Source organism: Longispora urticae (assembly GCF_053902585.1).
In genome coordinates, this window is the sequence record NZ_JAQZSH010000061.1 from 14702 (window position 1) to 40852 (window position 26151).

Sequence of the window (26151 nt, forward strand, 5' to 3'; positions counted from 1 at the left end):
TCCCGCGCAGGTCGGCGGCCCGCCGAACCTCAAGGGAGCCTTAACAATGCGGCGTCAAGGGTTTCCCCCGTTTCCGTGGCCGTCGATCTCTTGTTAGCTGCCGGTTATCCGCGCCATCGGTGCGCGCGGAGGGAAACCGAAGGAGTGCGCACATGAGGCGTAGAGCCGGGTTACCGGTCGCAGCGGCCGGGATCGCCCTCGCGGTGGTCGCCGGCACGGCGGCGGCGTTGTCCTGGTCGACGGCGCAGTCGCCGTCGGCTCAGGCGTCGGACCCCATCGGACTGGCGGTCGCCGCCGCGGACCGGGCGGCGGCCAGCGGCCTGGACGCGCTGCGGAAGGGGCCCAACGAGCAGTTCGACCGCAGAGCCGTGTACCAGGGCGGGACGCCGGGGCAGCGCGACCTGTACTACGTGTCCTACGACCGGACCTACCGCGGCCTGCCCGTCGTGGGCGGGGACGCGGTGGTGGCGACCGACGCGGCCGGCCGGGTGCTGACCACGGTGTCGGCTAGCGAGTCCGCGATCAACGTCGGCACGAACCCCACCGTGTCCGCCGAGCGGGCGACCACCACGGCGCGGGCCCGACTGCTGCGGACGGACTCCTCGACGGAACCGCGCTTGGTGGTGCTCAGCACCGGTCAGCCGAGTCCCGTCCTGGCCTGGGACGTGCTCGTCGCGGGCACGGCGGCCCCGGGCGGGGACCAGGGCCACGGGCACGCGGGGCAGACCCGCCCCAGCCGCCAGCACGTGTACGTCGACGCCCGCTCGGGTGCCGTCGCGCACGCGGTGGAGGAGATCGAGGCCGGTACCGGCACGGGCGTGTGGAGCGGCTCGAACCTGCCCATCCCCACCTCCGGCTCCAGCGGCGCCTACAAGATGCAGGACCCCACCCGGGGCAACATCAGCTGTGCGGACTACTCGGGCAGCACGGGCGCGATCTTCACCGACGCCGACGACGTGTGGGGAAGCGCGAGCAAGACGGACAAGGTCTCCGGCTGCGTGGACGTTATGTACTCCAACGCCGGCGAATGGGACATGCTCAAGAACTGGTTGGGCCGTAACGGCTTCAACGGCAACGGTGGTGGCTGGCCGTCCTATGTGGGCCTCCAGGACAAGAACGCCTACTGGGACTACGTGCCCAACGCGACCCTGTTCGGCTACAACTCGGCGAACCAGTGGCTGACCGGCATCGACGTCGTCGGGCACGAGAACGGGCACGGGATCGACGAGAACACCCCCGGCGGCACGTCGTCGGAGGCGGGTCTGGGCGAGGGCACCGGGGACATCTTCGGCGCGCTCACCGAGTGGTACGTCAACAGTTCCGTGGACCGGCCCGACTACGAGGTCGGCGAGCTGGTGAACTTCGGGGGAAACAGCAAGCCGCTGCGGTACATGTACGAGCCGAACAAGGACGGCCGCAGCCCCAACTGCTACTCGTCGAGCATCCCGAACACCGAGGTGCACGACGCGGCCGGGCCGCTGAACCACTGGTTCTACCTGCTGGCCGAGGGCAACGCGCCCACCAACGGGCAGCCGGCGAGCCCGACCTGCAACAGCTCCTCGATCACCGGGGTCGGCATCCAGCAGGCCGGCAAGGTGTTCTACAACGCGATGCTGCTCAAGACGTCGGGCATGACGTACAAGAAGTACCGGATCGCGACGCTGCAGGCGGCCAAGAACCTCGACTCCACCTGCGCCCTGTACAACAAGACCAAGGCCGCCTGGGACGCCGTCACGCTGCCGGCCCAGTCGGGCGAGGCGACCTGCACCGGTACCCCCGGCAATGATTTCTCGCTCTCTCTGAGCCCGGCCAGCGGCACCGTCCAGCCGGGCGCGTCGGCGACCACCTCCGTGGGCACCGCGACCACCTCGGGGAGCGCGCAGACCGTGAACCTCACGGCCAGCGGCCTGCCGTCCGGCGTGACCGCGTCGTTCAACCCCGCGTCGGTGCAGTCCGGCGCCAGCTCCACCCTGACCCTGGCGGCATCGTCCTCGGCGGCACCCGGCTCCTACACCGTGACCGTCACGGGCACGGGCAGCGCGACCCACACGGCGACCTACCAGCTGACCGTGGGCGGCGCCCCGAACCCGGGCGGCACCGCGCCGGACATCGACGTCGCGAAGGTGCAGGCGCACCTGACCCAGTTCAACACGATCGCCTCGCAGAACGGTGGCACCCGGCGTTCCACCGGCGCGGGCTACACCGCCTCGGTGGCCTACGTGAAGGGCAAGCTCCAGGCGGCCGGCTACACGGTCGTCGAGCAGCCCTGCACCTCGGGCTGCACCTCGGGCTCCGGCCCGAACCTGATCGCCGACTGGCCGGCCGGCGACGCGAACAACACGGTGATGTTCGGCGCGCACCTCGACAGTGTCGGCGCGGGCCCGGGCATCAACGACAACGGCTCCGGTTCGGCGTCGATCCTGGAGGCGGCCCTCGCCCTGGCGCAGGCCAACCCGACGATGACCAGGCACGTGCGGTTCGGCTGGTGGACGGACGAGGAGCAGGGCCTCAACGGCTCCCGCTTCTACGTCAACTCCCTCAGCGCCACCCAGAAGAGCGCCATCAAGGGGTACTACAACTTCGACATGGTCGCCTCGCCCAACGCGGGGTACTTCATCAACAACCTGAACACCGCGACCTCCGCGCCGATGAAGGCGTACTGGGACTCGCTGAACCTGGCGCCCCAGGAGAACGTCGAGGGCCAGGGCCGCTCGGACGACGCGTCGTTCAAGAACGCGGGCATCGCCACCTCGGGGTACGCGACCGGGGCCAACGCCACCAAGTCGTCGTCCGAGGCCACCAAGTGGGGCGGCACGGCGGGGCAGGCCTACGACTCCTGCTACCACCAGTCGTGTGACACCACCAGCAACATCAACGCCACGGCGCTGAACCGGAGCGCGGACGGCGTCGCGTACACCATCTGGAACCTGGCCGTCGGGACCAGCACCGTCAACGACTTCTCGGTGTCGGTCAGCCCGAGCTCGGGCACGGCGACCCCGGGGCAGTCGTTGACGACCACGGTCAACACCGCCACCACGTCGGGTACGGCCCAGTCGGTGGCCCTGACGGCGAGCAACGTGCCGGCCGGGGTCAAGGTGACCTTCAGCCCGTCGTCGGTGACTTCCGGCTCCAGCGCCACGGTGAACGTCTCGGTCGCCACCAACGCGAGCCCGGGCACGTACACGATCACGGTGACGGGTACCGGCTCGGCCACCCACACCAGCACCTACACGCTGACCGTCAACGGCAACTCCAGCCCGTCGCCGAACCCGACGACGCCCGGGCCGAACCCGACCACGACCGCGCCGACCGGCCGGACGTTCACCAACGACACCGACTTCGCGATCAACGACAACCGGGTCACCAGCCCGGTGACGTCGAACGCGAGCGGGCAGGCCGTCACTCCGGTCACCCTGTCGGTCACGATCAACCACACCTGTGCCGAGGACCTCGGGATCAGCCTGATCGCCCCGAACGGCCAGGTGTACGCGGTCAAGTACTCCGGCACCGGCAACTACCCCTGCACCCCGTTCGGGGGCCAGAAGTCCTACAGCGTGCCGGTGAACTCGGCCGCCCCGGGCACCTGGCAGCTGCGGGTCACCGACTACGGACCGGGTGACACCGGCGTGCTCGACACGTGGTCGATCACCCTGTGACCTCCCACTGAGGGGAGAGGGAGGGGCCGGCCCCGGCACCACGTCCACGGGGCCGGCCCCGACCAGGAACACCGCACGACCCGGGACCTCCTGAGGGGGAGGAGAGGGCCGGCTCCGGGAACCGACCACCCCGGAGCCGGCCCTTTCGGGTTCCCGCACTCAAGGGATTTCTCCGTAGAGGCCGACCGTCCCAGGTCCATAGCGTCATGCCATTGACCACCTTCGACGGGAGCCCCGCAGTGCGGTCCACATTTCGATACCTTGTCGCGGCGGTCACCCTGACCGCCGCACTCCTGCCGGTCACGGCGTCGGCCGCTGACCCCGTCCCGGACGGCATGATCGCCGGCCTGCAACGCGACCTCGGCCTCACCGCGGCCGAGGCCAGGACCCGCCTGGCCCAACAGGGCACCGCCGACCGGATCGCGGCCGCCCTCGGCCGGGACCTGGCGCAGAGCGCCTGGTTCGACAGCACCACCGGCAAGCTGACCGTGGCCGTCACGGACCGGGCGACCGCCGACCGGGTCCGCGCCGCCGGCGCGGTGCCGAAGGCCGTCGCGCGCAGCCACGCCGAACTGACCGGCCTGACCCGCCAGCTCGGCGCCCTGGCCCGCAACGGCACCGCCGGAGTCAGCGGCTGGGGTGTGGACGCCCGCACCAACAGCGTCGTCGTCACCGTGCACGACCGGGGCGCGGCGGCCGGCTTCCTCGACAACGCCAGGGCGCTCGGCGACGCCGTCCGGGTCGTCAACGGCAGCCCGCAACGGCAGCAGTCCGGGGTGGTGCAGGCCGGCGACCCGTGGTGGCCGGGCAACGAGACCAACTGCTCGATCGGCTTCGCGGCCGTCGACAGCACCGGCGGCAAGCACTTCGTCACCGCCGGGCACTGCACCAACGACGCCAACCAGGCCGCCTACGGCAAGAACTCCTCCGGCACGAAGGGCGAGCAGCTCGGCACGGGCAACGTCGGCGGTTCCCGCAGCGTCAACGCCAACGAGGGCGACTTCGGGGTCGTGGCCGTCAACCACGCCAACAACTGGAACCTGAGCCCCGCCGTCAACACCTGGGGCAATGGCGCGGTCAGCGTGAACGGCACCGCCGAGGCCGTGGTCGGCGACGCGGTCTGCCACTCCGGGAACACCACGCAGTGGCGGTGCGGGAAGGTCACAGCCGTCAACCAGACCGTCGTGTACCAGGGCGGCCCCACGATCGAGGGGCTCACCTACACCGACGCCTGCTCCAACGGCGGAGACTCCGGCGGCGGCTACGTCCTGGGCTCCGGCACCAGCGCGAAGGCCGTCGGCCTGCACTCCGGTGGCGGCAACCCCTGCGGGCAGAGCAACCCCAACACCACCTTCCAGCCGGTCAACGAGGCCCTGCGGAAGTGGAATCTGACCCTCTACACCAATGACGCTCCGCCGGAGTTCTCCCTGGCGCTGAGCGCCGCGTCGGGCAGCGTGCGCGCGGGTTCGTCGACCACCACGACGGTCGACACGGCGACCGTCTCCGGCAGTGCCCAGAACATCGCCCTGGCCGCCACCGGGGCCCCGGCCGGAGTCGCGGTCACCTTCAATCCCGGCTCGGTGCAGTCCGGCGGTTCCTCCACCGCCACCATCGCCACGACGTCGGCGGCGGCCGCCGGCACCTACCCGATCACCGTGACCGGCACCGGCGCCAACGTCGGCCACAGCGCCACGTACACCCTGACCGTCACCACCGACCCCGGCCCTTCGGGGAGCATCGTCAACGGGGACTTCGAGACCGGCGACCTGACCGGCTGGACGAAGGCGGGCACCGCGTCCACCGTGACGAACCCCGTGCACGGCGGAGCGAAGGCCGCGCTCGTCGGGTCCACCACGGCGACGGGGGAGTCGACCCTCAGTCAGACCTTCACCGCGCCCACCGGGGCGGGACAGCTGTCCTTCTGGTACAGGATGACCTGCCCCGACACCGTGTACTACGACTGGGCCACCGCGACGCTGAGGGACAACGGCGCCGGCACCACGACCACGGTCCTCGCCCGCACCTGCGCCACCGACTCCGCGTACCAGCAGGTCACGGCACCGGTCAGCCCCGGGGTGAGCTACACGCTGACCCTGGTCAACCACGCCGACGGCAACCCCTACGACGTGTCCCACACGGCCTTCGACGACGTGACCGTCAACGGCGGCACCCCGCCCACCGGCGGGGTCGTCAACGGCGGCTACGAGACCGGCGACCTGGGCGGCTGGACCTCGGCCGGCACCATCGGCAACATCAGCACCCCGGTGCACGGCGGCACGCGCGCCGCCCGGATCGGAGCGGTCACCCCGAGCGCCGACTCGACCCTGAGCCAGACGTTCACCGCGCCGCCCGGGGCCACCCGGCTGTCGTTCTGGTACAAGATGTCGTGCCCCGACACGGTCGGCTACGCCTGGTTCGCCGCGACTCTGAAGGACGACACCTCCGGCGCGACGAGTACCCCGCAGGACAGGGTCTGCACCCAGGCCAAGTCCTACCAGCAGGTCTCGGTCGCCGTCACCGCCGGGCACTCCTACACCCTGACGTTCACGAACCACGACGACAACCACCCCGACGATCCGGTGTACTCCGTCGTCGACGACGTGGCCACGAGCTAGGTCACCGACGGCCCCGTCGCCCGGTCACGGGGCCGTCGGCGCGGACGGGAACCGCGGTGCCGGACACGCTGATGTCCTGTACCGCGGCTCCCGTCCACCGGTCCGTTCAGGAGTCCCAGCCGAGCACCCGGGCGACGTCGGCGGTCGCGGCGGACGACTCCGTCGGCTGGTACCCGTCGTGCAGTGGCGCCTCGGTGTCCTTGAGGCCGTTGCCGGTGAGGGTGACCACCACCGTCTGGCCGGCCGCGAGCCGACCGGCGCCGTGCTCCCGGAGCAGCCCGGCGATCCCGGCGGCGGAGGCCGGTTCGGCGAACACCCCGTCCCGGCGGGACACGGTGCGGTACGCGTCGAAGATCTCCTCGTCGGTGACCGCCGCGATCAGCCCGCCGGACCCGTCGCGGGCGGCGATCGCACCGTCCCAGGTCGCGGGGTGCCCGACCCGGATCGCGGTGGCCCTCGTCGAAGGTTTCGGGACCGGGGTCCCGTGCACCAGCGGGGCGGCTCCGGCGGCCTGGAAGCCCCAGATCCGGGGGAGAGTCGCCGACAACCCCGCCTGCGCGTAGTTCTGGTAGCCGCCCCAGGTGGCGGTGATGTTCCCGCCGTTGCCCACGGGCAGGCAGTGGATGTCGGGGGCGCGGCCCAGGGCGTCGACGACCTCGTAGGCGACCGTGCGCTGGCCGGCGAGGCGCAGCTCGTTGCCGACCGAGTTGACGAGCGCGGCCGGGTGGTGCGCGGCGAGCTCGCGGGTCACCCGGAGGCAGTCGTCGAACGAGCCCTCCAGCTCGACGATCCGCGCGCCGTACTGGATGGCCTGGGCCAGTTTGCCCAGCGCGATCCGGCCCCGGGGGACGAGCACGACGGCTTCGAGCCCCGCGCGGGCGGCGTAGGCGGCGGCCGAGGCGCTGGTGTTGCCGGTCGAGGCGCAGATGACCGACTTCACCCCGGCCGCGGCGGCCACGCTGACCGCGATCGTCATCCCCCGGTCCTTGAAGGAACCGGTGGGGTTGGCGCCCTCGACCTTCAGCCACACCTCGCAGTCGGTCAGCGCGGACAGGTGCTCCGAGCGGAGCAGCGGGGTGCCGCCCTCGTGCAGGGACACCGCCGGGGTGGTGTCGGGGACGGGTAGCCAGCGTCGGTACGGGCTGTCGATCAGCCCTTGCCACGAACTCATGCGCCGAACATAACATTCGTTTCAGGTATTGCGGAACGGCGTGTTGGATGTAACATACGTCAACATGACGACCCGTCCGGTGCCGGACCACCTCGCCGAGGTCTACGCCACGCTCCCGCACGGCGAGCAGGCCGTGGCCCGCGTCCTGCTCGACGACCACCCCTTCGCGGCCCTCGGCTCCCTGCGCACCCTCGCCGACCGCGCCGGGGTCAGCGCGCCGACCGCGTCGCGCCTGGTGGCCCGCCTGGGCTACGCCAGCTTCGCCGAGTTCCAGGCCACCGTCCGGGCCGCCGCCCGCGACCACGACCGCTCCCGTCTGCACGAGTTCGTCGCCGAACTCCCCGACGCCCACAGCGCGGCCGAGGACCTGCGGACCGGGCTGAACGGCACCCTGGCGGCCATGACCGAGCCGCTGCTGTCCGGTTCGGCGTCCCTGCTGGCGGAGGCGGGACACGTGTGGGGCGTGGGCGGCCCCCTGAGCGGACTGGCCGCGGAGTACCTGGTCCGGCAACTGTCGGCCCTGCGCCCCGGCGTGCGCGGCGTGCCCGAGGCCACCGCCGAACGGGCCCGCGTCGTGCTCGACCTGGGGCCGGCCGACCTGATCGTCGCCTACGACTTCCGGCGCTACTCGGCGTCCACCGAGCGGTTCGTCCGCGCCGCCCGCGCCCGGCGGGCCCGGCTGCTCCTGGTCACCGACGCCTGGGAGTCCCCCCTGGCCGAGTACGCCGAACTCCTGATCCGCCTGCCCCGGGACGCCGCCGGCCCCGTCGCGCCGCTCACGCACGAGGTGGCCGTGACCGAACTCCTCCTGGTCGCCACGGCCGCCCGACTCTCGGCCTCGACCCGGCTGGCCACCCTCGACTCGATCACCCAGACCCTGCGGGACGGAGCCTGACCCGCCGGGACCCGAGGACCGGGACGCGGCTGCTGTTGCGGCCCCGGCCAGGCTCGACGATCATGGTCTCCCATGACGATCAGCCATGCCCCGGTCGGCTACGAGTGCCCGTTCTGCCTGCTCGTCGCCGGTGAGGTGACCTCCCTGACCACGCAGCGCGACGTCATCCGACGCACCACCGGCGCGACCGCGATCATGTCGCCGCACTGGTGGCCGAACAACCACGGCCACGTCCTCGTCGTGCCCAACGCCCACCACGAGAACCTCTACGACCTGCCGCCCGAGGCCGGGCACGCGGTGTCCGACCTGGTCCGGGAGATGGCGAACGCCGTCCGGCACAGCTACGGATGCGCGGGCGTCACCGTCCGGCAGAACAACGAGCCCGCCGGTGACCAGGACGTGTGGCACTTCCACACCCACGTGTACCCGCGCTATCCGGGAGACGAGCTCTTCCGGGCGGGTACGCGGCCACGACTGATGCCGACCGGGGACCGTTGGTCCTACGCGGACCGCCTGCGCGCCCGGTTCGCCCGACCGGATTCGTAGCAGCTCCGGCGGCACGAGGGGTGCCCCGACCGGCCGCCGGGGGCACCCCTGTCTGGTTCAGGGCTTCGTCACCGCCAGGGTGTAGGTGCCGGTGCCGCTGTCGGCGACGACCTTGTAGACGTAGTACCCGGCGGTGCCGTTGTAGCTGACGCTCTCGCCGGAGGTGGCGCCGTTGGAGGTGGCGACGGTGTCCCACGTGCTGGTGGAGCTGTTCCACTTCTGCAGGTACAGGTCGAAGTCGGCGCCGGAGGCCGGGCCGGTCAGGCAGGCCTTGTGGGTGCCGGAGACGGTGGACTGGTAGTAGGTGCCGCTCGGCTCGTACCTGGTGGTCGTCGAGCCGCTCAGGGTGCCCTGGTGGCTGGACTGGTAGCCGGAGCAGCCCGTGGTCGGCGGGGGAGTGCTGCCGCCTCCGGTGTAGAGGGTCAGGCCGTAGGCGGAGAGCGCCTCGTTGACCGGCTGGAAGTACGCCTCGTGGGTGGTGACCTGGCAGCCGTTGGCGGTGCCGCCCTCGTGCAGGCCGACGGCCGTGGTGCCCGAGACCCAGGAGCCGCCGGAGTCGCCGGCCTCCGAGCAGGCGTTGGTCCTGACCAGGCCGGTGACGCTGAGGGAGCCGTAGTTGGCGGTGTAGTTGAGCTGGGTGACCGTGCCGCAGTGCCACCCGGTGGTCTGGCCCGACCGGCACACCGACTGGCCGACGACGGTGTCGCCGCTGCCGGTGACGGTGACGTCTCCGTTGCCGTAGCCGTTGACCGTGGCGGACAGGTTCCAGCCCGCCGAGGTCACGTCGACCCGGCCGTAGTCGCCGGTCGTGCCGTTGGTGCTCGCGCCGGAGACGCCGAGCTGGGTGCCGTCCTTGCCGTAGGCGGCCTGGCCGCTCGTGTAGTCGTTGGTGCAGTGCCCGGCGGTCAGGAAGTGCTTGCTGCCGCCCGCCCCGGTGGCCGCGAAGCCGATCGAACAGTTGGTCTCGCTGCCCGGGGTCCACTTGTCCCCGCCCCGGACGTCGCCGCCCTGCTGCTGCGGGGACGAGTCGGTCTCGACCACCCTGACGGCCCCGTCGAGGGCCCGGAGCCGGGCGGCCAGTCCCGCGGCGGCGGTGTTGCGGTTGACGGTCACGACGACGGCGTTGTCCCGGGCGTCGGTGCCCCACCCGTCGACCCCGGCCGGGCGGTCCCGGTCGACGAGCGCCGCGACGGCGGAGGCGGCCCGGTCGAGGTGCCGCTGGTCGTAGCGGACGACGGTCGGGCGGGCGCCGGCCGCGCGGGCACGGTCGGCGGAGGCCCGGTCGGTGACGGCCACGGCCAACGCGCCGGCCTCCGCGTCGTACCAGACGCCGGCGTGCCGGTCGCCGAGCGCGGCCCGGACCACCTCGGCGGTGCGCCGCGCGGCGGTCTCGGCGGCGACCCGGTCGCGGGCCTGGGCCGCGGTCAGGCCCAGATCGCGCTGCATCGCGGCGAGCATCCCCGGCGAGGCCAGCCCCGCGGGAAGCGTCGGGGCCGTCGGCGGGGCCGAGTAGGCCGGGGCGGATCCGGTGGCGGTGACCACCAGTAGTCCGGCGGCGATGAGGAGAGTGCGGGATCGAGACATGAACGGCTCCCTGGTGCTGGTTGAACGCCTTCCCCCGAGGGCTGGGTGCCGATCAGCATCACGCAGGGTGTGGTCCGTCGATACGGGGGAAACCCTTGTCCTCACACTCGGCAACGGTGTAAATCCAGACAGATATCGGCATTCCGGGAATCATTGAACACTCACGGTCACATCGCGGTGGCGACGCCGGCCGCCGCGTTCCGGGTATCGTGACCCGGCGCCGGCGCCGCGGTGTCCGCGTGGATCCGACACCCCTCAGGCCGCCCTCCGCCCGATACATTGATGAGTATCGAAGGATCCGTGTCGGAGGGAGCTATCGTGAGACGCGCCATCCCGCTCGTGCTCGCCCTGGTCGCCGCACTGCTGATCGCGCCGGGCACCGCCCGGGCGACGCCGGCCGCCGGTGTCGGGCACGGCTACCACTACGACAACACCACCCTCGGCGTCGACTACGTCGGGGCCACCTACTACCTGCGCGATCCGCTCCGGGGCAACACCCGCACGACGGACTGCATGACCCAGCAGGTGATCGGGAGCGCCACGTCCTCGTTCGGCACCCGGAATCCGGCGGACATCCGGACCGTCGCCGCCGACGTGCACTACGTGCTCGGCCAGTTCTGGGACTACTACAAGGTCAACCACGCCCGGTCGGGGATCCTCAACAACGGCGCCGGCACCGTGGCGTGCGTGCGGATGTCCACCACCAACCGGGTGTACCGGAACGGGAGCCAGTTCGTCGTCGAGTCCGCCAGTTCGGGCGGGCTGCCCCTGGACCTGCTCGCCCACGAGCTCGTGCACGCCGTCACCGAGGCGATGATCGGGCTGGGCGTGTCGGGGGAGTCCGGGGCGCTCAACGAGTCCACGTCGGACGTCTTCGGCACGCTCATCGAGTTCGGCGCCGCGCATCCGGCCGACCCGCCGGACTACACGGAGGGCGAGCGCACCGGAACGGTCTACCACTACCTCTACAACCCGGGACTCGACGGGTACTCCGACACGTGCTGGTCGACCCTGACCGCGGGCCACCCGCCGTTCCAGGGCTCGGGGGTCGGCAACCACGCCTTCTTCGCCCTGGCGGAGGGCACCGGGGTCACCCCGTACGGCACGTCGCCGGTGTGCGCCGGCGCGCCGGCCGTCACCGGGATCGGCCGGGCCACCGCCGGCCGGATCTGGTACCGCGCGCTGAACTACTACCTCACGAGCTCCGCCAACTACCGGACGACCCGGACCGGCACGCTCGCCGCGGCGGCGGACCTGTACGGCAAGTGCTCCGTGGAGCACAGGGCGGTGCGCGCGTCCTGGGTCGCCGTCGGCGTACCGGGCACGGACGTGGCCTGCCCCTGACCGCCGCGTTTCCACCCGCGCGGGAGGGGCGGACACCCGCGGGTGCCCGCCCCTCCTCCGTGCCGGGTCAGCTGACGTTGAGCGCCACGTCGTCGAGGACGAAGTTGGTCGCGAGGCTGGAGTCCTCGGTGCCGGTGAACGTGAGCGTCACGGTCTGGCCGGCGTACGCCTTGAGGTCGAGGGTCCGCAGCGCGTACCCGCTGGCCTTGTTCGCGTTGCTGTACGTCGCCAGGGTGGTCGAGCCGACCTTCACCGTGAGCTTGTCGTACACGGTGCTGGTGGTCTCCTTCGTGTCGATGTGCAGGTAGTACGACAGGGTGTAGGTCGAGCAGCCCGCCGGCACGGTCACGGACTGCGAGGCGGTGGTCGTGTTGGTGGAGCCCTTGCCGCCGAGCAGAGCGAGCTTCGTGCCGCCGTGGGTCGGCTGCGCGGTGGTACCGGCCCGGATCACGCCGGTCGACGCCGTCCACGGGGTGGCGGAGGTCGACTCGAAGCCGCCGTTCCCGACGACCTGGGCGGCCGTGCAGTTGCCGGTCGGGGGGGTCGCGCCGGGCAGCAGGCAGCCGGACACGGTCAGGTCGAGCTGGCGGCTGGAGTTCACGCAGGTCGTGAACCAGTACGTCTGCTGGCCGTAGCTCTGGCCCTTGGTCGCCGTGGTGGTGCCGTCGGCGGCCACCTCACACGGGTTGTTCATGGTGCACATCTCGCCGTCGTCGTTGCCGGTGTTGTTGATGCCGACGACGTTGCGGGCGCTGTCCAGGATGGGGGAGCCGGACGTGCCGTGCTTGGTGTCGCACCCGGCGTCGTACCGGATCGAGTCCCGCATCGTCCACGCGTCCTCGCGCAGCGTCGGCACGAACCCGTTGATCGAGCAGTTCCACGTCTGCTTCCAGTACGAGGACGGGATCGTCGTGGCGATGCCGTCCGCCGGGTGGTCGGCCTTGATCGTCATCGCCGTCACGCCGTAGCTCGACTTGATCGACGCGAACGTGGTGGTCAGCCGGTACAGGGAGACGTCGGTGCCGGTCATCGTCGCGTACAGCAGCGTGTCGGCCTTCACGGTGCCCAGCGCGGTACCGGCGTCGTTGAGCAGGCTGCCGGACCGGGTACTCGGCTTGTTCTGGAGCACGACACCCGCGCCGGGCATGCCGCCCTCGTAGCAGTGCCCGTTCGTGAGCATCAGGGCCCGGTCGGCGTCCACCGAGCCGGGGAAACGCACCAGGGAGGCCGAGCAGTTGTTCAGCGCGATGGTCGCGTTCAGCCCGGTGGCCTGGGGTGCGGCCTGCGCGGGGGCGGCGGTGACAGAGGCCAGGGCCGCGCCGAGGAGCAGGGCCCCGATCCCGGTGGCGATTCGTCGGTACATGCGGGCTCCACGTCGTTGAGGGGACACGGTGTGCCGGCCGGTGGTTGGGGTCAGCGGCCGGCACACCCGTAGTCCGGAGTATCGGGATCAACACCTCAAGGGGAACGTAAAGGGCGTATAAAAGTGGCTTAAATCGCGCGCCACGCCCAACGGAGGCCACAACCGTCTTTCCGCCGAGCCGGGCCGGTTGGGTGGGTGCCCGGACGGTCGGGCGGACCGGCCACGCGGACCCAGGGGCCGGCCGGGTCACCAGCGCAGGCCCGCCAGCACCAGATCCATCTCCGCCATGGTCGCCGTCAGACCCTCCCGCGCTGTGACCTGCACCTCCATGGTCCAGCCGCCCTCCGTCCAGGACGTGACCAGCAGTCCGCCCCAGCCGCGGACCACGGCGTCCCGCCCGTGGACCTTCCGGTCGGCGACGAACGCCCCCTTCGGCTCGCCGAAGCCGGCGAGGGCGCGGACGACGACGTCCGGACCGCCGGGCCGGGTGTAGGAGGCGGTCACCCCGTTGCCGCTCGCCTTCCGGGCACCGCCCACGAGAAGCAGGTCGGCGGGGGAGCCGGGCACGGGGAGGGCGCTCTCCGGCAGGACCGGCTGCGGCGTGTTCTTCGTGCCGTCGACGACCGTGCGGCCGGCCAACGGCGCCGACAGGGTCACCCGCACCTCCCCGGCGCCGCACCGTTCACCCTCGACCAGCGTCACGGTCACGACCACCGTCGTCGCGGACTCCCGCACGACGGGCGTGCCCACGGCATCGCGGCACCCGCCGTCGAACGGGCCGGTCGCGTACCCGATGGCGAGGGTCCTCTCGTCCTTGCCGATCAGGACGACCTGCCAGCCCTCGACCCGGACCGCCGGGCTGGGCGGGGTCGACGGCGTGGGGGAGGGCACGGTCGGCGGCAGGGCCTCGGTGCGGCCGTGCGCGAGCACGTAGCCGACCAGCACCGCCACCACCAGCGCGCACGCCGCCCCGGCCACCGCCAGCCGGCCCCGGCGCCGCCGCCCGATCCGGTCGTGCACCGCGGCCACCCGCCCGTCGCCGCCCACCGGGATCTCCAGCTCGGGGAACGGCCGCAGCGCCGGGTCCAGGCGCAACTTCGCCAGACCCTTCGACGCGTACCCCTTGACCGAACCCACCGAGACGCCCAGGGCATCGGCCGTCTCGGCCTCGCTGAGGTCCTCCAGGTAGCGCAGGACGAGGACGGCGCGCTGCTGCCGGGGCAGCCGGGCCAACGCGCGCCACACCTCGTCGCGGTCGTCGACCTCCCCGTGCGGGGTGGTCCACCGCTGGTCGGGCAGGACGGCCGTCGGGTGTTCCCCCCTCGACCGCCGCCGCCACCACGAGTTGAACGTGTTGGTGAGCACGCGGCGCACGTACGGCTCCGGGTCGTCGGCGATCCGGCCCCACGCCGGCCACGACTTCACCAGCGCCGTCTGCACCAGGTCCTCGGCCAGGGCGTGGTCCTGGGTGAGCAGGTACGCGAGGCGCAGGAGCCTCGGGGACCGCGTCGCCACGTACTCGTCAAATCCGGTACTGCCCGTCATGCCCCGTGCTCCCTCGTCGCTCGCGTCACCCTAACCACCCTCCGGGGGCGCGCCGAGGTTGTACCGGTTCCGGGAAATCTTCCAGCGGGGCCCGCACCCACCCGGCCGCGGGTCACCGGGGTCCGGCCGGTGGACCGGGGGCGAGGGGGAGCGGCGGTCGAGGCTAGGCTGAAAGGGCTGCTCGCCGCCCGTACCCCATTGTGAGGTTTGTCCCGTGACCGCGTTGACCATGCAGGATGCCCTGGCCCGCCTCGCCGAGTACTGGCGCGAGCAGGGCTGCCTCACGGTCCAGCCGATGAACACCGAGGTCGGCGCGGGCACCCTCAACCCGGCGACGTTCCTGCGGGTGCTGGGTCCCGAGCCGTGGAAGGTCGCCTACGTCGAGCCCTCCGTGCGCCCGGACGACGCCCGGTACGGCGAGAACCCGAACCGGCTGCAGACGCACACCCAGTTCCAGGTGATCCTGAAGCCCGAGCCGGGCAACGCCCAGGAGCTGTACCTGGGCTCGCTCGTCGCGCTCGGGGTCGACGTCACCGCTCACGACATCCGCTTCGTCGAGGACAACTGGGCGCAGCCGGCCGTCGGCGCGTGGGGCCTGGGCTGGGAGGTGTGGCTCGACGGGCTGGAGATCACCCAGTTCACGTACTTCCAGCAGATCGGCGGGCTCAACCTCGACCCGGTGCCGGTGGAGATCACCTACGGGATCGAACGGATCCTGATGGCCCAGCAGAACGTCACCCACTTCAAGGACATCGCCTACGCCCCCGGCATCTCCTACGGCGAGGTGTTCGGCCAGGGCGAGTACGAGATGTCCCGGTTCTACCTCGACGACGCGGACGTGGACACGGCCCGCGCCCTCCTCGGCCACTACGCGGACGAGGCCCAGCGCATGATCGACGCCGGGCTGCCGGTGCCCGCGCACACCCTGATCCTGAAGTGTTCGCAGGCCTTCAACATCCTCGACTCCCGGGGCGCGGTGTCCACCAGCGACCGGGCCACCGAGTTCGCGCGGATGCGCCGGATGTCCGGCGAGGTCGCCAAGCTGTGGGTACAGCGCCGGGCCGAGCTGGACCACCCGCTCGGTGTCGCGCAGCCCGCGCCGCTGGCCGCCGCCCCCGCCGCCACCGGGCACGCGATCCCCTCGACGACCCGGTCCGCCGGCACCGGCCCGCAGACCCTGGTCTTCGAGATCGGCGTCGAGGAGCTGCCGCCCGCCGAGGCCCGCGCCAACCGCGACTGGCTCGCCAAGACGGTCACCGAGAAGCTCGCAGGCACCCGCCTCGCGCACGGCGCCGTGTACGCGCTGGCCACCCCGCGCCGGCTCGTCGTCACCGTCGAGGCCGTCGCCGCCGCCGAGGAGGACGCGACCCGCACGGTGAAGGGGCCGAAGGTGTCCGCCGCGTACAAGCCCGACGGCACCGTGACCCCGGCCGCCGCCGGCTTCGCCCGCTCGCAGGGCGTGGCCGTCGAGGACCTGGTCAAGGTCGACATCGCCGGCACCGAGCACCTCGCGGTCGTCAAGGACGAGCCGGGCCGCACCGCGCCCGTCGTGCTCGCCGAGCTGCTCGGCGAGGTCGTCACCGGCCTGCGGGGCAGCCGCAACATGCGCTGGCTCGACCCGTCGCTGTCCTTCAGCCGGCCGGTCCGCTGGCTGCTCGCCCTGTGGGGCGCCGACGTCGTGCCCGTGGTCGTGTCGACGCTGGCCGCCGACCGGTACACCCGGGTGCACCGCACCTCCGCCGAGCCGACGCTGGCGATCACCTCCGCCGACACGTACTCCGCGCAGCTCGCCGCCACCGGGATCGTCCTCAACCCCGACGCCCGCTGGGAACTGGTCACCAAGGGCGCGCTCGCCCTCGCCAAGACCGTCGGCGGCACCGTGGACCTCACCGCCGAGGCAGCCCTGCTCGACCAGATCTGCTACCTCGTCGAGCAGCCCACCCCGCTGCTCGGCGCGTTCGACCCCGCGTACCTGGAGCTCCCCGAGGAGATCCTCACGGCCGTGATGCGCAAGCACCAGCGGTACCTGCCGGTCCGCGCCGCCGACGGCACCCTGCTGCCGTACTTCGTCGTCGTGGCCAACGGGGCGATCGACCCCGACCTGGTCCGCGCCGGCAACGAGGGCGTCCTGCGCGCCCGGTACGAGGACGCGGCCTTCTTCCGCCGCGCCGACCTGGCCACCCCGCTCGCCGACATGGCCGCCAAGCTGCACAAGCTCACCTTCACCGACAAGCTCGGCTCGGTGGCCGACCGGGCCGGCCGGATCCGCGCCCTGGCCGGCGTGCTCGCCGACGCGGTGGGCCTCGCCGGCGAGGACAGGGTCACCCTGGACCGCGCCGCCGAGCTGCTGCTGTTCGACCTCGGCTCGCAGATGGTCACCGAGATGACCAGCCTGGCCGGCGTCATGGCCCGCGAGTACGCGACGGCCGCCGGTGAGACCCCGGCCGTCGCCCGCGCGCTGTTCGAGGCCGAGCTGCCCCGGCAGGCCGGCGACGCGCTGCCCACCGGCGTACCCGGCGCGATCCTGTCCCTGGCCGCCAAGCTCGACATGCTCACCGGCCTCGCCGCCACCGTCGGCCTGCCCACCGGCAGCAGCGACCCGTACGCCCTGCGCCGTGCCGTGCTCGGCGCGATCAGCGTGCACCGGTCCCAGCCGGCCCTGGGCGGGCTGTCCCTCACCGAGGCCGTGGCCGCCGCCGCCCGGCTCCAGCCGGTGGACGTGACCGTGCTCGACGCCGTGGGCGAGTTCCTGACCCGCCGCTTCGAACAGCAGCTCCTCGACGAGGGGTACCCGGTGGACCGGGTCCGCGCCGTCCTCCCGCACGCCGACCGCCCGCACCGCGCGGAGCTCGTCCTCGGCCAGCTGACGGCCGTGGCCGGCGAGGACCCGTTCCTGCGCCTCGCCGCCGCCCTGCAGCGCGCCCGCCGGATCGTGCCGGCCGGCACCGCCACCGCGTACGACCCCGCGCTGCTCACCGAGCCCGCCGAGCAGCTCCTGCACGACACCCTCGGCAAGGTGCACGCGGACCTCACCCCTGGCGTCGACCTCGCCGGGCTGGTCGCGGCCTCGACGTCGGCCGGGCTGCCCGACGCGGTGGACCGGTTCTTCGACGACATCCTCGTGATGGCCGAGGACCCGGCGCTGCGCGCGGCGCGGACCGGGATCGTGGCGGCCGTCGCGGCGCTCGGGGACGGGCACCTCGACTGGGTGGAGCTGCGTGTCGCCCGCTGACCCCGCCGTGGTCACCCCGGCCGTGGTCGGGTCGTTCCCGTGGAGTGTCCTGCACGACCGGCACCCGAGACTGGTCGCCGGCGTGCGGGACGCCCATCCCTACGGGCCCGGGCCCCGGCGGGCGCTCGACGCGCTGGTCGCCGAGACGCTCACCGGGGTCGTCGGGCGGCTGCCCGCCGACGCGGCCGACGCCGACCGGTGGGAGACCTGGGGCGCGGGGTACTTCGGCCGGTCCTGGTTCGACGTGCCGTTCCTGTTCGCCGAGAGCTACTTCTACCGCCGGCTCCTCGACGCCGTCGGGTACTTCGCGCCGGGGCCGTGGCGGGGCGTGGACCCGTTCGCGTACCTGAAATCGGCCGAGGCCCGGGACGCGGCGGCCGCGCGGACGTCGGAGCGGGCCGTCCCCGGCTCGGCGGGCGACCAGGGTCCGGCGACCGACGGGCTGCGGGAGCTGCTGGTCGCCGCCGTGTGGGGCAACCGGGCCGACCTGGGTTTCCGGATCGGCCAGCCCGGCGGCCCGGCCGACGTCGGCGCGCTCGTCGCGGACGACTCCCCGGCGTTGTGCGCCGCGCTGGACGCCGGACTCGGCGCCTCCCTGTGCCTGGTCGCCGACAACGCGGGCGCCGAACTGCTCGCGGACCTGGCGCTCGTCGACCACCTGCTGGCCACGGGCCGGAGTGAGCGGGTGGCGCTGCACGTGAAGCCGTACCCGTATTTCGTGTCCGACGCCCTGGCCTCCGACGTCGCCGAGTGCCTGACGGTGCTGGGGGAGGGGCCGCGCGGCCGGTTGCTGCGGGCCGCCGCCGAGGGCCGGTGGACACTGCGGACCCACGACTACTACCGGGCGCCCGGCTGGTACCGCGACGCGCCCGGGGACCTGGTCGCCGAGTGGGCGGCGAGCCTGACCGTGTTCAAGGGCGACCTGAACTACCGCCGGCTCGTCGGGGACGCGCACTGGCCCGCGCTGACGCCGTTCGCGGACGTGGTGGGCTACTTCCCGGGGCCGGTGGCGGCGCTGCGTACCCTGAAATGTGAGGTCGTCGTGGGTCTGGCGCCGGGGACGCTCGCGGCCCTGGACGCGTCGGGGGAGGACTGGCGGGTCAGCGGCGCGCACGGATTGCTGCAGGTCGTGGGCCTCTAGGTCGTCGCCGGGCCAGGCACCCGCGCCCGCCGCCCCGGACCGCACCCGGGTTCGGGGCCAGCGGGGCCGCACTTCCGTCGTGCCGAGGGCGTGACAACTTCCGGGAACGTGTCGTTATCCAGAGCGGACGACGAACGGCCGGACCCCGTGGGCGCGGCCCGATCGATCTGACATTTTCCCGACTTGTCGCCCAACCATGACATACCGGGCGACGAAGATAGGGATGTACCGGGCGGGGGCCCGGGTGGTGGTGGGCAGCCAGCCCGACACCGAGTGGTGGCGGGGACAAGGACGGGTGCGGCTGCAGCGCACCGTCCCCGCCGCCATCCGCCCGGCACGACGCCGGTCGCCGGATCGCCGGGCGCGGACCGGCCACACGTCCGCCGCGCCGGGCCACGATGCCGCCAGGTCGCGACCGCATCCGCGCTACGGGTCTGGCCGTGTCGGGGCGTTCCCTGCCCGGGTGTCCGTCTTGTGACACGAACGGGAGGCGCCCCCGACCGTCTGTTGTGATGGAGAGCCGAGCGGTCGGAGGGCCGCCGTCTCCCGACAGTCGATCACCCTGGAGTGGTGGATGGCAGAACCAGGCGAGGCCCGGCAGGCGGCGGTGATCAACGCCCGGTCGGTGATCGTGGCGGCGGTGGTCACGGCGGTCCTCGGCGGCGGCGTGACGATCTGGAACACCCTGCGCGCCGAGTCGTCGGCCGCCCCGCCGGCCGGGCTGCGACGGTCCACCCCGGACACCGCCCCGCCCGCGGCGCCACCGTCGGCTGCCCCGACCGCCGGGGCCACCACGGCACCGCCCGCGCCGTCCCCGTCACCGGCTCCCGTCCCGAGCCCCCGGGCGCCGGTGGACCGGCCCCTGGTCGGTGGGGCGTGCCTCCCCGGCGCGTGGCGACTCCACCGCCTCGAAGGCCGCCCGAAGGACTCGAACGTGGTCCTGAGACTCTTCGGAGAGGGCTACCTGATGAGGTTCGACGCGGGGGGAACGGGAACGGTGACCATGCCGGCGAACGGGGTCTGGTACGTGGGGCAGGACGCCGGGAGGTCCGTGAAGTACCGGACCGTCGGCTCGAGCACCTTCTCCTGGCGGGTGGCCGACGGCACCGTGACGCTGACGCCCGGCACCAGCTCGCTGGTCTCCACCGCGTACCTGGACGACGTGGACCAGGGCTCGGGGCCGGACAGGCTGCCCGACCGCACCGCGACGTTCGACTGCTCCGGCGACAGCCTGCGGCTCGCGGACGCCGAGAGCAGTAGCGACCTCACCCGCGCCCCGGCCGGCTCCTGAGGGCGGCGCGCCAGGCCCGGACCTGACGGCGGCGGCGCGACAGGGCTCGGGACGCCGGCCCCGGTACCCGTCGAAGGTTCGGGAATTGCTCGCCGCCCGCCGAGAGCCCTCGGGAAGGGATGGGCGCGCCTAGAATCGGGGTGAATTCGGTATTTCGGGGGCAACATGGAAAATCCGCTCCTGACCAGGATCCGGGAATCGGTGATCGGCGACGACGAGGTGATCCGGGGGCCGTACGGTCCGCGGCGGATCACCTACGCCGACTACACCGCCTCCGGCCGGGCGCTGAGCTTCATCGAGGACTTCATCCGCCGCGAGGTCCTGCCGCACTACGGCAACACCCACACCGAGTCGTCGGGTACCGGCCTGCAGACCACCCGGTTCCGCGAGGACGCCCGGCAGGTCATCGCGCGCGCGATCGGCGGCGACGAGCACACCGCCGTGATCTTCGCCGGCTCCGGGGCGACCGGGGCGATCGACAAGCTGATCACCATCCTCGGCCTGCGGGTGCCCTCGGTCCTGGAGGACCGGTTCCACCTCGCCCGGTCCGTGCGCCGCGACCTGCGGCCGGTGGTGTTCGTGGGCCCCTACGAGCACCACTCCAACGAGCTGCCGTGGCGGGAGTCGATCGCCGAGGTGGTGCCCATCCCCGAGGACGCCGACGGGCACGTCAGCCTCACCGACCTGGAGCGGGAACTGGCCGCGCACCGCGACCGGCCGCTGCGGATCGGCTCCTTCTCCGCCGCCTCGAACGTCACCGGCATCCTCACCGACACCCGGGCGGTGGCGGACCTGTTGCACGCGTACGGGGCGCTGTCGTTCTGGGACTTCGCCGCCGCCGGCCCGTACGCGGAGATCGAGATGAACGGGCCCGGCGGCTCGTACAAGGACGCGGTCTTCCTCAGCCCGCACAAGTTCCCCGGCGGCCCCGGCACCCCCGGCGTCCTGGCCGTGCGCCGCGAGCTGCTCGCCAACCGGGTGCCCTCGGTACCGGGCGGCGGCACCGTCGACTACGTCACCGAGCACGGCCACCACTACCTGGCCGATCCGGTGCACCGGGAGGAGGGCGGCACCCCGGCGATCGTGGAGTCGATCCGGGCCGGCCTGGTCTTCGGCCTCAAACAGGCCGTGGGCGTGCCCCTGATCAGGGCCCGCGAGGACGCCTTCATCGGCCGGGCCATCGCCGCGTGGCGGACGGAGCCCACCCTCGAACTGCTCGGCAACCTCGACGCCGAGCGGCTGTCGATCGTGTCGTTCCGGCTGCACCGCCCCGGCGGCCGGTACCTGCACCACAACTTCGTGGTCGCCGTCCTCAACGACCTGTTCGGGATCCAGACCCGGGGCGGCTGCGCGTGCGCCGGCCCGTACGGGCACCGGCTGCTCGGCATCGACCGGCGCCAGGACCGGCTCCTCCAGAAGCAGGTCTTCGCCGGCCACGACGGGATCAAGCCCGGCTGGGTCCGGATCGGCTTCAACTACTTCCTGTCCGAGACGGTGTTCGACTACCTCGTCGGGGCGGTGACCCTGGTGGCCCGGCACGGCTGGAAGCTGCTGCCCGCGTACAGTTTCGACCCGGACACCGGGCGGTGGCGGCACCGCGCGACCACCGGCGAACCCCCGCTGCGGCTCACGGACCTGCACTACGGGGCGGACGGCTCGCTGCGGTACCCGCGCCGGCACGAGAAGGCCTCCGAGCAGGACCTCGACGGGTACCTGGAATTCGCGCGCGGGCTGTTCGACGCGCTGCCGGAGCCCGGGCCGGCCGGGCCGGTCAGTACGGTCTCGCCGGCGTTCGCCCGGTTGTGCTGGTTCGAGTTGTCCGAGGAGAGCGTGCACCGCTGAGAAGGGGCCGACGTCCTGCCCCTGCTGGTCAACGCCTGCTCGGCGGCCTGCGTGGCCGCGCTGCCCACGCCGGCCGAGGGCTACGTCCGGACACCGCACACGGGCGGGCCGACCGTGGCGCAGCCCAGGCGCCTCTGACCCGTCAGTCGAGGGTGTCCGCGTTCGCCAGGCTCAGGACCGCACGCGCGCAGCCCCACGACAGGCTCACGCCGGCACCGCCGTGCCCGTAGTTGTGGATCAGTCGGCGCGTGCCCATCGGGGCCGCCTCCAGCCGGATCCGGTCCCGGATCGGCCGCAGCCCCACGCGGTGGCCGAGCACCGTGGCGCCGGCCAGCCGCGGGTCGATCGCGATGCACCGGGCCAGGATGCCCGCGCCCACCTCCGGGGCCGCCCACAGGTCCGAACAACCGCGCTCCGCGCTGCCGCCCAGAACCACCCGGTCGCCCTGGGGCAGGATGTACGTCATCTGGGCGGGGTCCTCGTCGTGGTCGGCGAAGAACTCGTGGATCCCCGGGTTGCCGACCACCACCAACTGGCCCCGGATCGGCACCAGCCTCTCGTCGGGTACCAGGTCGCGCGCGCCGATCCCGGAGCAGTTGACGATCACCGGGGCGTCCAGGTCCGGATCGTCGAACGAGGGCACCGCGCGCTGCTCGACGGCGACCGCCGCCCGGTCCAGCCGTCGGCAGAGGAACTGCAGGTACGCCGGCATGTCGAGCACCGGAATCGTCGACCGCCAGCCGCTGACGAAGCCGTCCGGCAGGTCCCCGGGCCCGCACCGGGAGAAGCCGCGCACCTTCGCCGTCCAGCCGGGTGGGGTGACCGGGGACCGGGAGGCCTCCACGCCGGACACCATCGCGACGCCGGTGGCGGGGTCGTCGGCCAGCTCCTCGAGCACGTGCAGGGACTCCAGGCTCCACGACTCGACCCGGGGGTCGGACACCAGGTAGGGGCACCACATCGCCCCGGCCGACGCCGAGGAGGTGGCCATCGGCGTGTCGCGGGCGAGCACCCGGACGGACCAGCCGGCCTCGGCCAGGCACACCGCTGTGGTCAGGCCGGAGACGCCCGCCCCGATGACGATCGCCCGAGGTCTGCGCATACCCCGACACTAGCGGTTCCGACGGCTGCTACGTCCCGACGTGGGTCGATGAATGGGGTGCGGGAACTGTCTACAGTGGTAGTCACCGAGGGTCGCCCCCATTGCGCGGGCCGTCACGACGGCGTCCGGCAACGCGCACACCGAGGAGGTTCCGTGGTCCTGACCGTGGGAGAGGTGCACACCGGACTCCTGCAACACTCCGCCAGCCTGCCGCCGGACGACGTCTCCCGGGTGCTGGCCGTCGTGCCCGGCGAACGGGTCCGCCGCCGCGCCCGGCCGATCGCGCACGCGGTGTCCCCGGACGTGCTCACCGGGGTGGACTGCCCGCTGGCCACCCGGTCCGGCAGGCGGGCCCCCGCCGTCGGCACGACGGTGTCCCGGGCGCTGATCACCGGCGGCCACGTGCTCCAGGTGTCCACCCGGGCCGTCATCGAGCCCGCCGCCACCGGCCGCCGACTGCCGTGGTCGCACTACCTGGCGAGACCCGGCGTCCTCGAACGCCGGGGAGCCTGGGCCGCCGGGGACCTCGTTCCCGGTTTCCTGTCTCCGGCCCGGGCCCCGGGGACCCTCGACCTCGGCGGCATCGCCACCGGTCTGATGGACGACATCCAGCTCTCGCCGCTGCTGGACGGGGTCCGGCCGTTCAACACGCCGCGTACCCGGCTGCGGTGGGCGCTGGTCGCACCGGGCGCCGACGGGGTCCGGCGCATCGAGCTCACCGTGGAGAAGGATGGCCTACGCACGCTGCTGCTCACCGGTCCGCCCGAGGAGATCCCCGCCGTGGTCGAACTGTGCGAGGACCTGGCCCTGCACGACTGGCTGTTGAGTACCCTGCTCGGCCTCATCGAACGGGCCGACATCGGCGGCCGCTCCTGGGCCCGCACCCTGGGCCGGCTGCGCCCCGCCGTCGACACGCTGCTGCACCTGTGGATGCCCGCCGCCCGGCTCGACGACCGGGTGCTCGACGTGTGGGAGGCCCTGGAGCGGCGACCGGGCCTGAGCCGGCAGTGGCACACCTCGGTCGGCCGGGTCCGCGACCAGCTGGCGATGGCCACGGTCACCCTCCTCGCCCGGGAGTCGGTGGTGACGCCGTGAAACTCTTCCAGTTCCTCCTGTCCGACACCCGCCTGAAGGTACCGCGGCAGTTCGTCCTCTCCGTCCTGGCCGGCGGCGCCGCGTACCTGCTGACCCTCCTCGCGAAGCAGCCCGGGATCTGGGGCGTGACCCTGTCGGTGTTCGTCGGCGGCGTGACCCTCGTCGTGCGGTTCCTCATCGACGTCGACAACCGGCTGCGCGCGGTGCAGGCCGCCCACGCCCGGCACGCCGACGCCGTGGAGTCCGCGCTGCGCGAGCACAGCCAGACCGTGCAGCGGTCCCAGGCCCGGCACGACGAACGCGTCGAGGCGCTGATCGAGAAGCGGTTCGGCCAGATCGACGAGGCCACCCGGCTGTTCGGCCGGGTCGACGCCTCGCACCTGCGCACCGACGCGGTCACCCAGCTCGTCCAGCGCGCGGCCCAGCTCGAACCCGACCTGCCCGACCTGGTCAAGGGCTTCGCGCAGACTGAGATTACCCGGTTCTCCGACTTCCTCGAGGACCTGGGTGGCGGCCGGGAGGCGAGCTACGACGGCGAGGACCGGGACTGGTTGCTCGGCCTCGCCCGCAACGCCCGGCAGAGCATCGACGCGGTCAGCATCACCGGCGTGGACGTCGCGGGCGGGCTGTGGGAGAGCGAACTCGGGCACCGGTACCTGACAGCGCAGCGGGGGGCCGTCGTGCGCGGCGTGCGGGTGCGCCGGCTGTTCGTCCTCGCCGGGCGGCCGGAGACCAACAGCGGGGCGCACCTGGAGGCCGTGTTCCGGGTCCAGCACGACTTCGGCATCGAGGTGCGGGTGCTCGACCCGGAGGCCGAGATCGCCATCCCCCGGCGCGACCTGTTCGACTTCTGCCTGTTCGACGAGGCGCTGAGCTACGAGGTGCAGCCCACCCCGCAGTTCGACGGCGAGCCGCCGAGCATCGTGCGTACCCAGCTGGTGCTGTTGCCCGCACGGGTCGCCGACCGGGTCTCCCGGTTCGAGGCGCTGTGGCACGCGGGCCGGGCCTTCACGCCCTGAACCGGTGGCCGGGCGTGCCGCGACAGGGCGGGTGGCGCCACCCGACCGTGGTGCGCGGCGGCCCGGCTGTCCGCCGCGGTCCCGCGGTGTCAGGGCCGGGGGACGGGCCCGGCGGCTTCCGGGGACCCGCGTCGTGTCTAAGCCGGGACACCGGCGCGGCAGGCCTCCCACTGTTCGTGCGCCTCGGCCGCGAGCTCCCCGTCCACCCGCGGATCGGCGAGCACCGCGGCGAAGTCCGCCATGGCATCGGCCCACCTGCGCAGACCCTGAAGAGCCAGGCCTCGGTTGTACCGGACCACGGGGTCGTCCGTCAGGCCGACGGCCCGGTCCAGGTCCTCGGCCGCCGCGTCCAGCCCGCCGGCCTCGAACCGGACGGCCGCCCGGTTCGTCCATGCCGCCACCAGGTCCGGATCGTGCTCCAGCGCCCGGCTGAGCAACCGGTCCGCGCCGGCCAGGTCGCCGCGCTCGGACACGACCAGCCCCAGGGTGCACAGCAGCAGCGGCTCCCGGGGCGCCAGGGCCAGCCCGGCCCGTGCGTCGGCCTCGGCCCCGTCGAGGTCGCCCAGCTCGACCCGCAGGTTCGCCCGGTTGGTCAGCGCGTCGACGTGCCCGGGGTCGATCGCCAGCACCCGCCCCAGGTCGGCGAGCGCCAGCGCGGGATCGTCGCGCAGGGCGGCGCGGTGCAGGTACGCGTCAGCGCGTGCTCGGTG

General features: G+C 72.9%; 17 protein-coding genes. 11 read left to right on the forward strand and 6 right to left on the reverse strand.

What is annotated here, in order from left to right:
- Positions 1–152 precede the first annotated feature (152 nt).
- Both PT931_RS35740 and PT931_RS35745 read left to right on the forward strand, forming a co-directional pair.
- On the forward strand, positions 153–3656 hold the full coding sequence (locus PT931_RS35740; protein WP_456250154.1) for a M28 family peptidase: 3504 nt from the start codon (positions 153–155) through the stop codon (positions 3654–3656).
- Positions 3657–3868: 212 nt separating this feature from the next.
- Entirely contained in the window at positions 3869–6271 is a 2403-nt protein-coding gene (locus PT931_RS35745) for an alpha-lytic protease prodomain-containing protein (RefSeq protein ID WP_456250155.1), read from the forward strand.
- A 106-nt stretch (positions 6272–6377) separates the two neighbouring features.
- Here the strand turns inward: PT931_RS35745 and thrC are convergent, their stop codons facing one another.
- A complete protein-coding gene (thrC, locus tag PT931_RS35750) occupies positions 6378–7442 on the reverse strand; it encodes a threonine synthase (RefSeq protein WP_456250156.1) in 1065 nt (354 codons plus the stop codon).
- Between the two features lie 64 nt (positions 7443–7506).
- On the opposite strand from thrC, the gene PT931_RS35755 reads away from it, so the two are divergent.
- Together PT931_RS35755 and PT931_RS35760 are read left to right on the forward strand one after the other, a co-directional pair.
- Positions 7507–8337: a MurR/RpiR family transcriptional regulator gene (locus PT931_RS35755; protein ID WP_456250157.1), complete on the forward strand. Its 831-nt coding sequence runs from the start codon at positions 7507–7509 to the stop codon at positions 8335–8337.
- A gap of 72 nt (positions 8338–8409) precedes the next feature.
- The gene (locus PT931_RS35760) at positions 8410–8883 is read left to right on the forward strand and encodes an HIT family protein (protein WP_456250158.1); all 474 of its coding nucleotides are present in this window, start codon (positions 8410–8412) and stop codon (positions 8881–8883) included.
- A gap of 57 nt (positions 8884–8940) precedes the next feature.
- Here the strand turns inward: PT931_RS35760 and PT931_RS35765 are convergent, their stop codons facing one another.
- A complete protein-coding gene (locus tag PT931_RS35765) occupies positions 8941–10467 on the reverse strand; it encodes a S1 family peptidase (protein WP_456250159.1) in 1527 nt (508 codons plus the stop codon).
- A gap of 318 nt (positions 10468–10785) precedes the next feature.
- Here PT931_RS35765 and PT931_RS35770 point away from each other — a divergent pair, with 318 nt between their 5' ends.
- Positions 10786–11811, forward strand: a complete 1026-nt coding sequence (locus tag PT931_RS35770; RefSeq protein WP_456250160.1) for a M4 family metallopeptidase — start codon at positions 10786–10788, stop codon at positions 11809–11811.
- Between the two features lie 67 nt (positions 11812–11878).
- Here the strand turns inward: PT931_RS35770 and PT931_RS35775 are convergent, their stop codons facing one another.
- Positions 11879–13174, reverse strand: a complete 1296-nt coding sequence (locus tag PT931_RS35775) for a trypsin-like peptidase domain-containing protein (protein ID WP_456250161.1) — start codon at positions 13172–13174, stop codon at positions 11879–11881.
- Positions 13175–13420: 246 nt separating this feature from the next.
- Complete coding sequence (locus PT931_RS35780; protein WP_456250162.1) at positions 13421–14719, reverse strand: SigE family RNA polymerase sigma factor; 1299 nt, start codon at positions 14717–14719, stop codon at positions 13421–13423.
- Positions 14720–14933: 214 nt separating this feature from the next.
- Between PT931_RS35780 and PT931_RS35785 the strand changes: the two genes are divergently transcribed.
- The 4 genes from PT931_RS35785 to PT931_RS35800 all read left to right on the forward strand — a co-directional run bounded on the left by PT931_RS35785 (position 14934) and on the right by PT931_RS35800 (position 22225).
- Positions 14934–17951 (forward strand): glycine--tRNA ligase, encoded by a 3018-nt coding sequence (locus tag PT931_RS35785; RefSeq protein WP_456250163.1) that lies wholly within the window; start codon positions 14934–14936, stop codon positions 17949–17951.
- Positions 17938–19092: a damage-control phosphatase ARMT1 family protein gene (locus tag PT931_RS35790; protein ID WP_456250164.1), complete on the forward strand. Its 1155-nt coding sequence runs from the start codon at positions 17938–17940 to the stop codon at positions 19090–19092. The genes PT931_RS35785 and PT931_RS35790 overlap by 14 nt, the downstream gene beginning before the upstream one ends.
- 574 nt (positions 19093–19666) lie before the next feature.
- Complete coding sequence (locus tag PT931_RS35795; protein WP_456250165.1) at positions 19667–20383, forward strand: hypothetical protein; 717 nt, start codon at positions 19667–19669, stop codon at positions 20381–20383.
- A gap of 165 nt (positions 20384–20548) precedes the next feature.
- Positions 20549–22225: an aminotransferase class V-fold PLP-dependent enzyme gene (locus PT931_RS35800; protein WP_456250166.1), complete on the forward strand. Its 1677-nt coding sequence runs from the start codon at positions 20549–20551 to the stop codon at positions 22223–22225.
- Between the two features lie 142 nt (positions 22226–22367).
- Here the strand turns inward: PT931_RS35800 and PT931_RS35805 are convergent, their stop codons facing one another.
- Positions 22368–23327 carry an FAD-dependent oxidoreductase gene (locus PT931_RS35805; protein ID WP_456250167.1) on the reverse strand — a complete coding sequence of 320 codons (960 nt, stop codon included), beginning with the start codon at positions 23325–23327 and terminating at the stop codon, positions 22368–22370.
- A 153-nt stretch (positions 23328–23480) separates the two neighbouring features.
- Between PT931_RS35805 and PT931_RS35810 the strand changes: the two genes are divergently transcribed.
- The gene (locus tag PT931_RS35810; protein ID WP_456250168.1) at positions 23481–24422 is read left to right on the forward strand and encodes an SCO2521 family protein; all 942 of its coding nucleotides are present in this window, start codon (positions 23481–23483) and stop codon (positions 24420–24422) included.
- Complete coding sequence (locus tag PT931_RS35815; protein ID WP_456250169.1) at positions 24419–25441, forward strand: DUF6879 family protein; 1023 nt, start codon at positions 24419–24421, stop codon at positions 25439–25441. The genes PT931_RS35810 and PT931_RS35815 overlap by 4 nt, the downstream gene beginning before the upstream one ends.
- Before the next feature lie 137 nt (positions 25442–25578).
- Here the strand turns inward: PT931_RS35815 and PT931_RS35820 are convergent.
- Positions 25579–26151, reverse strand: a 573-nt coding sequence (locus PT931_RS35820) for a tetratricopeptide repeat protein (protein ID WP_456250170.1), incomplete at its 5' end; no start/stop codon positions are given.

What these genes read in the sequence shown, in the direction of transcription:
- thrC (WP_456250156.1), bottom strand. Translation starts at nt 7,442, where the DNA reads ATGAGTTCGTGGCAAGGGCTGATCGACAGCCCGTACCGACGCTGGCTA.
- PT931_RS35800 (WP_456250166.1), top strand. Translation starts at nt 20,549, where the DNA reads ATGGAAAATCCGCTCCTGACCAGGATCCGGGAATCGGTGATCGGCGAC.
- PT931_RS35760 (WP_456250158.1), top strand. Translation starts at nt 8,410, where the DNA reads ATGACGATCAGCCATGCCCCGGTCGGCTACGAGTGCCCGTTCTGCCTG.
- PT931_RS35775 (WP_456250161.1), bottom strand. Translation starts at nt 13,174, where the DNA reads ATGTACCGACGAATCGCCACCGGGATCGGGGCCCTGCTCCTCGGCGCG.
- PT931_RS35740 (WP_456250154.1), top strand. Translation starts at nt 153, where the DNA reads ATGAGGCGTAGAGCCGGGTTACCGGTCGCAGCGGCCGGGATCGCCCTC.
- PT931_RS35805 (WP_456250167.1), bottom strand. Translation starts at nt 23,327, where the DNA reads ATGCGCAGACCTCGGGCGATCGTCATCGGGGCGGGCGTCTCCGGCCTG.
- PT931_RS35755 (WP_456250157.1), top strand. Translation starts at nt 7,507, where the DNA reads ATGACGACCCGTCCGGTGCCGGACCACCTCGCCGAGGTCTACGCCACG.
- PT931_RS35795 (WP_456250165.1), top strand. Translation starts at nt 19,667, where the DNA reads ATGGCAGAACCAGGCGAGGCCCGGCAGGCGGCGGTGATCAACGCCCGG.
- PT931_RS35765 (WP_456250159.1), bottom strand. Translation starts at nt 10,467, where the DNA reads ATGTCTCGATCCCGCACTCTCCTCATCGCCGCCGGACTACTGGTGGTC.
- PT931_RS35780 (WP_456250162.1), bottom strand. Translation starts at nt 14,719, where the DNA reads ATGACGGGCAGTACCGGATTTGACGAGTACGTGGCGACGCGGTCCCCG.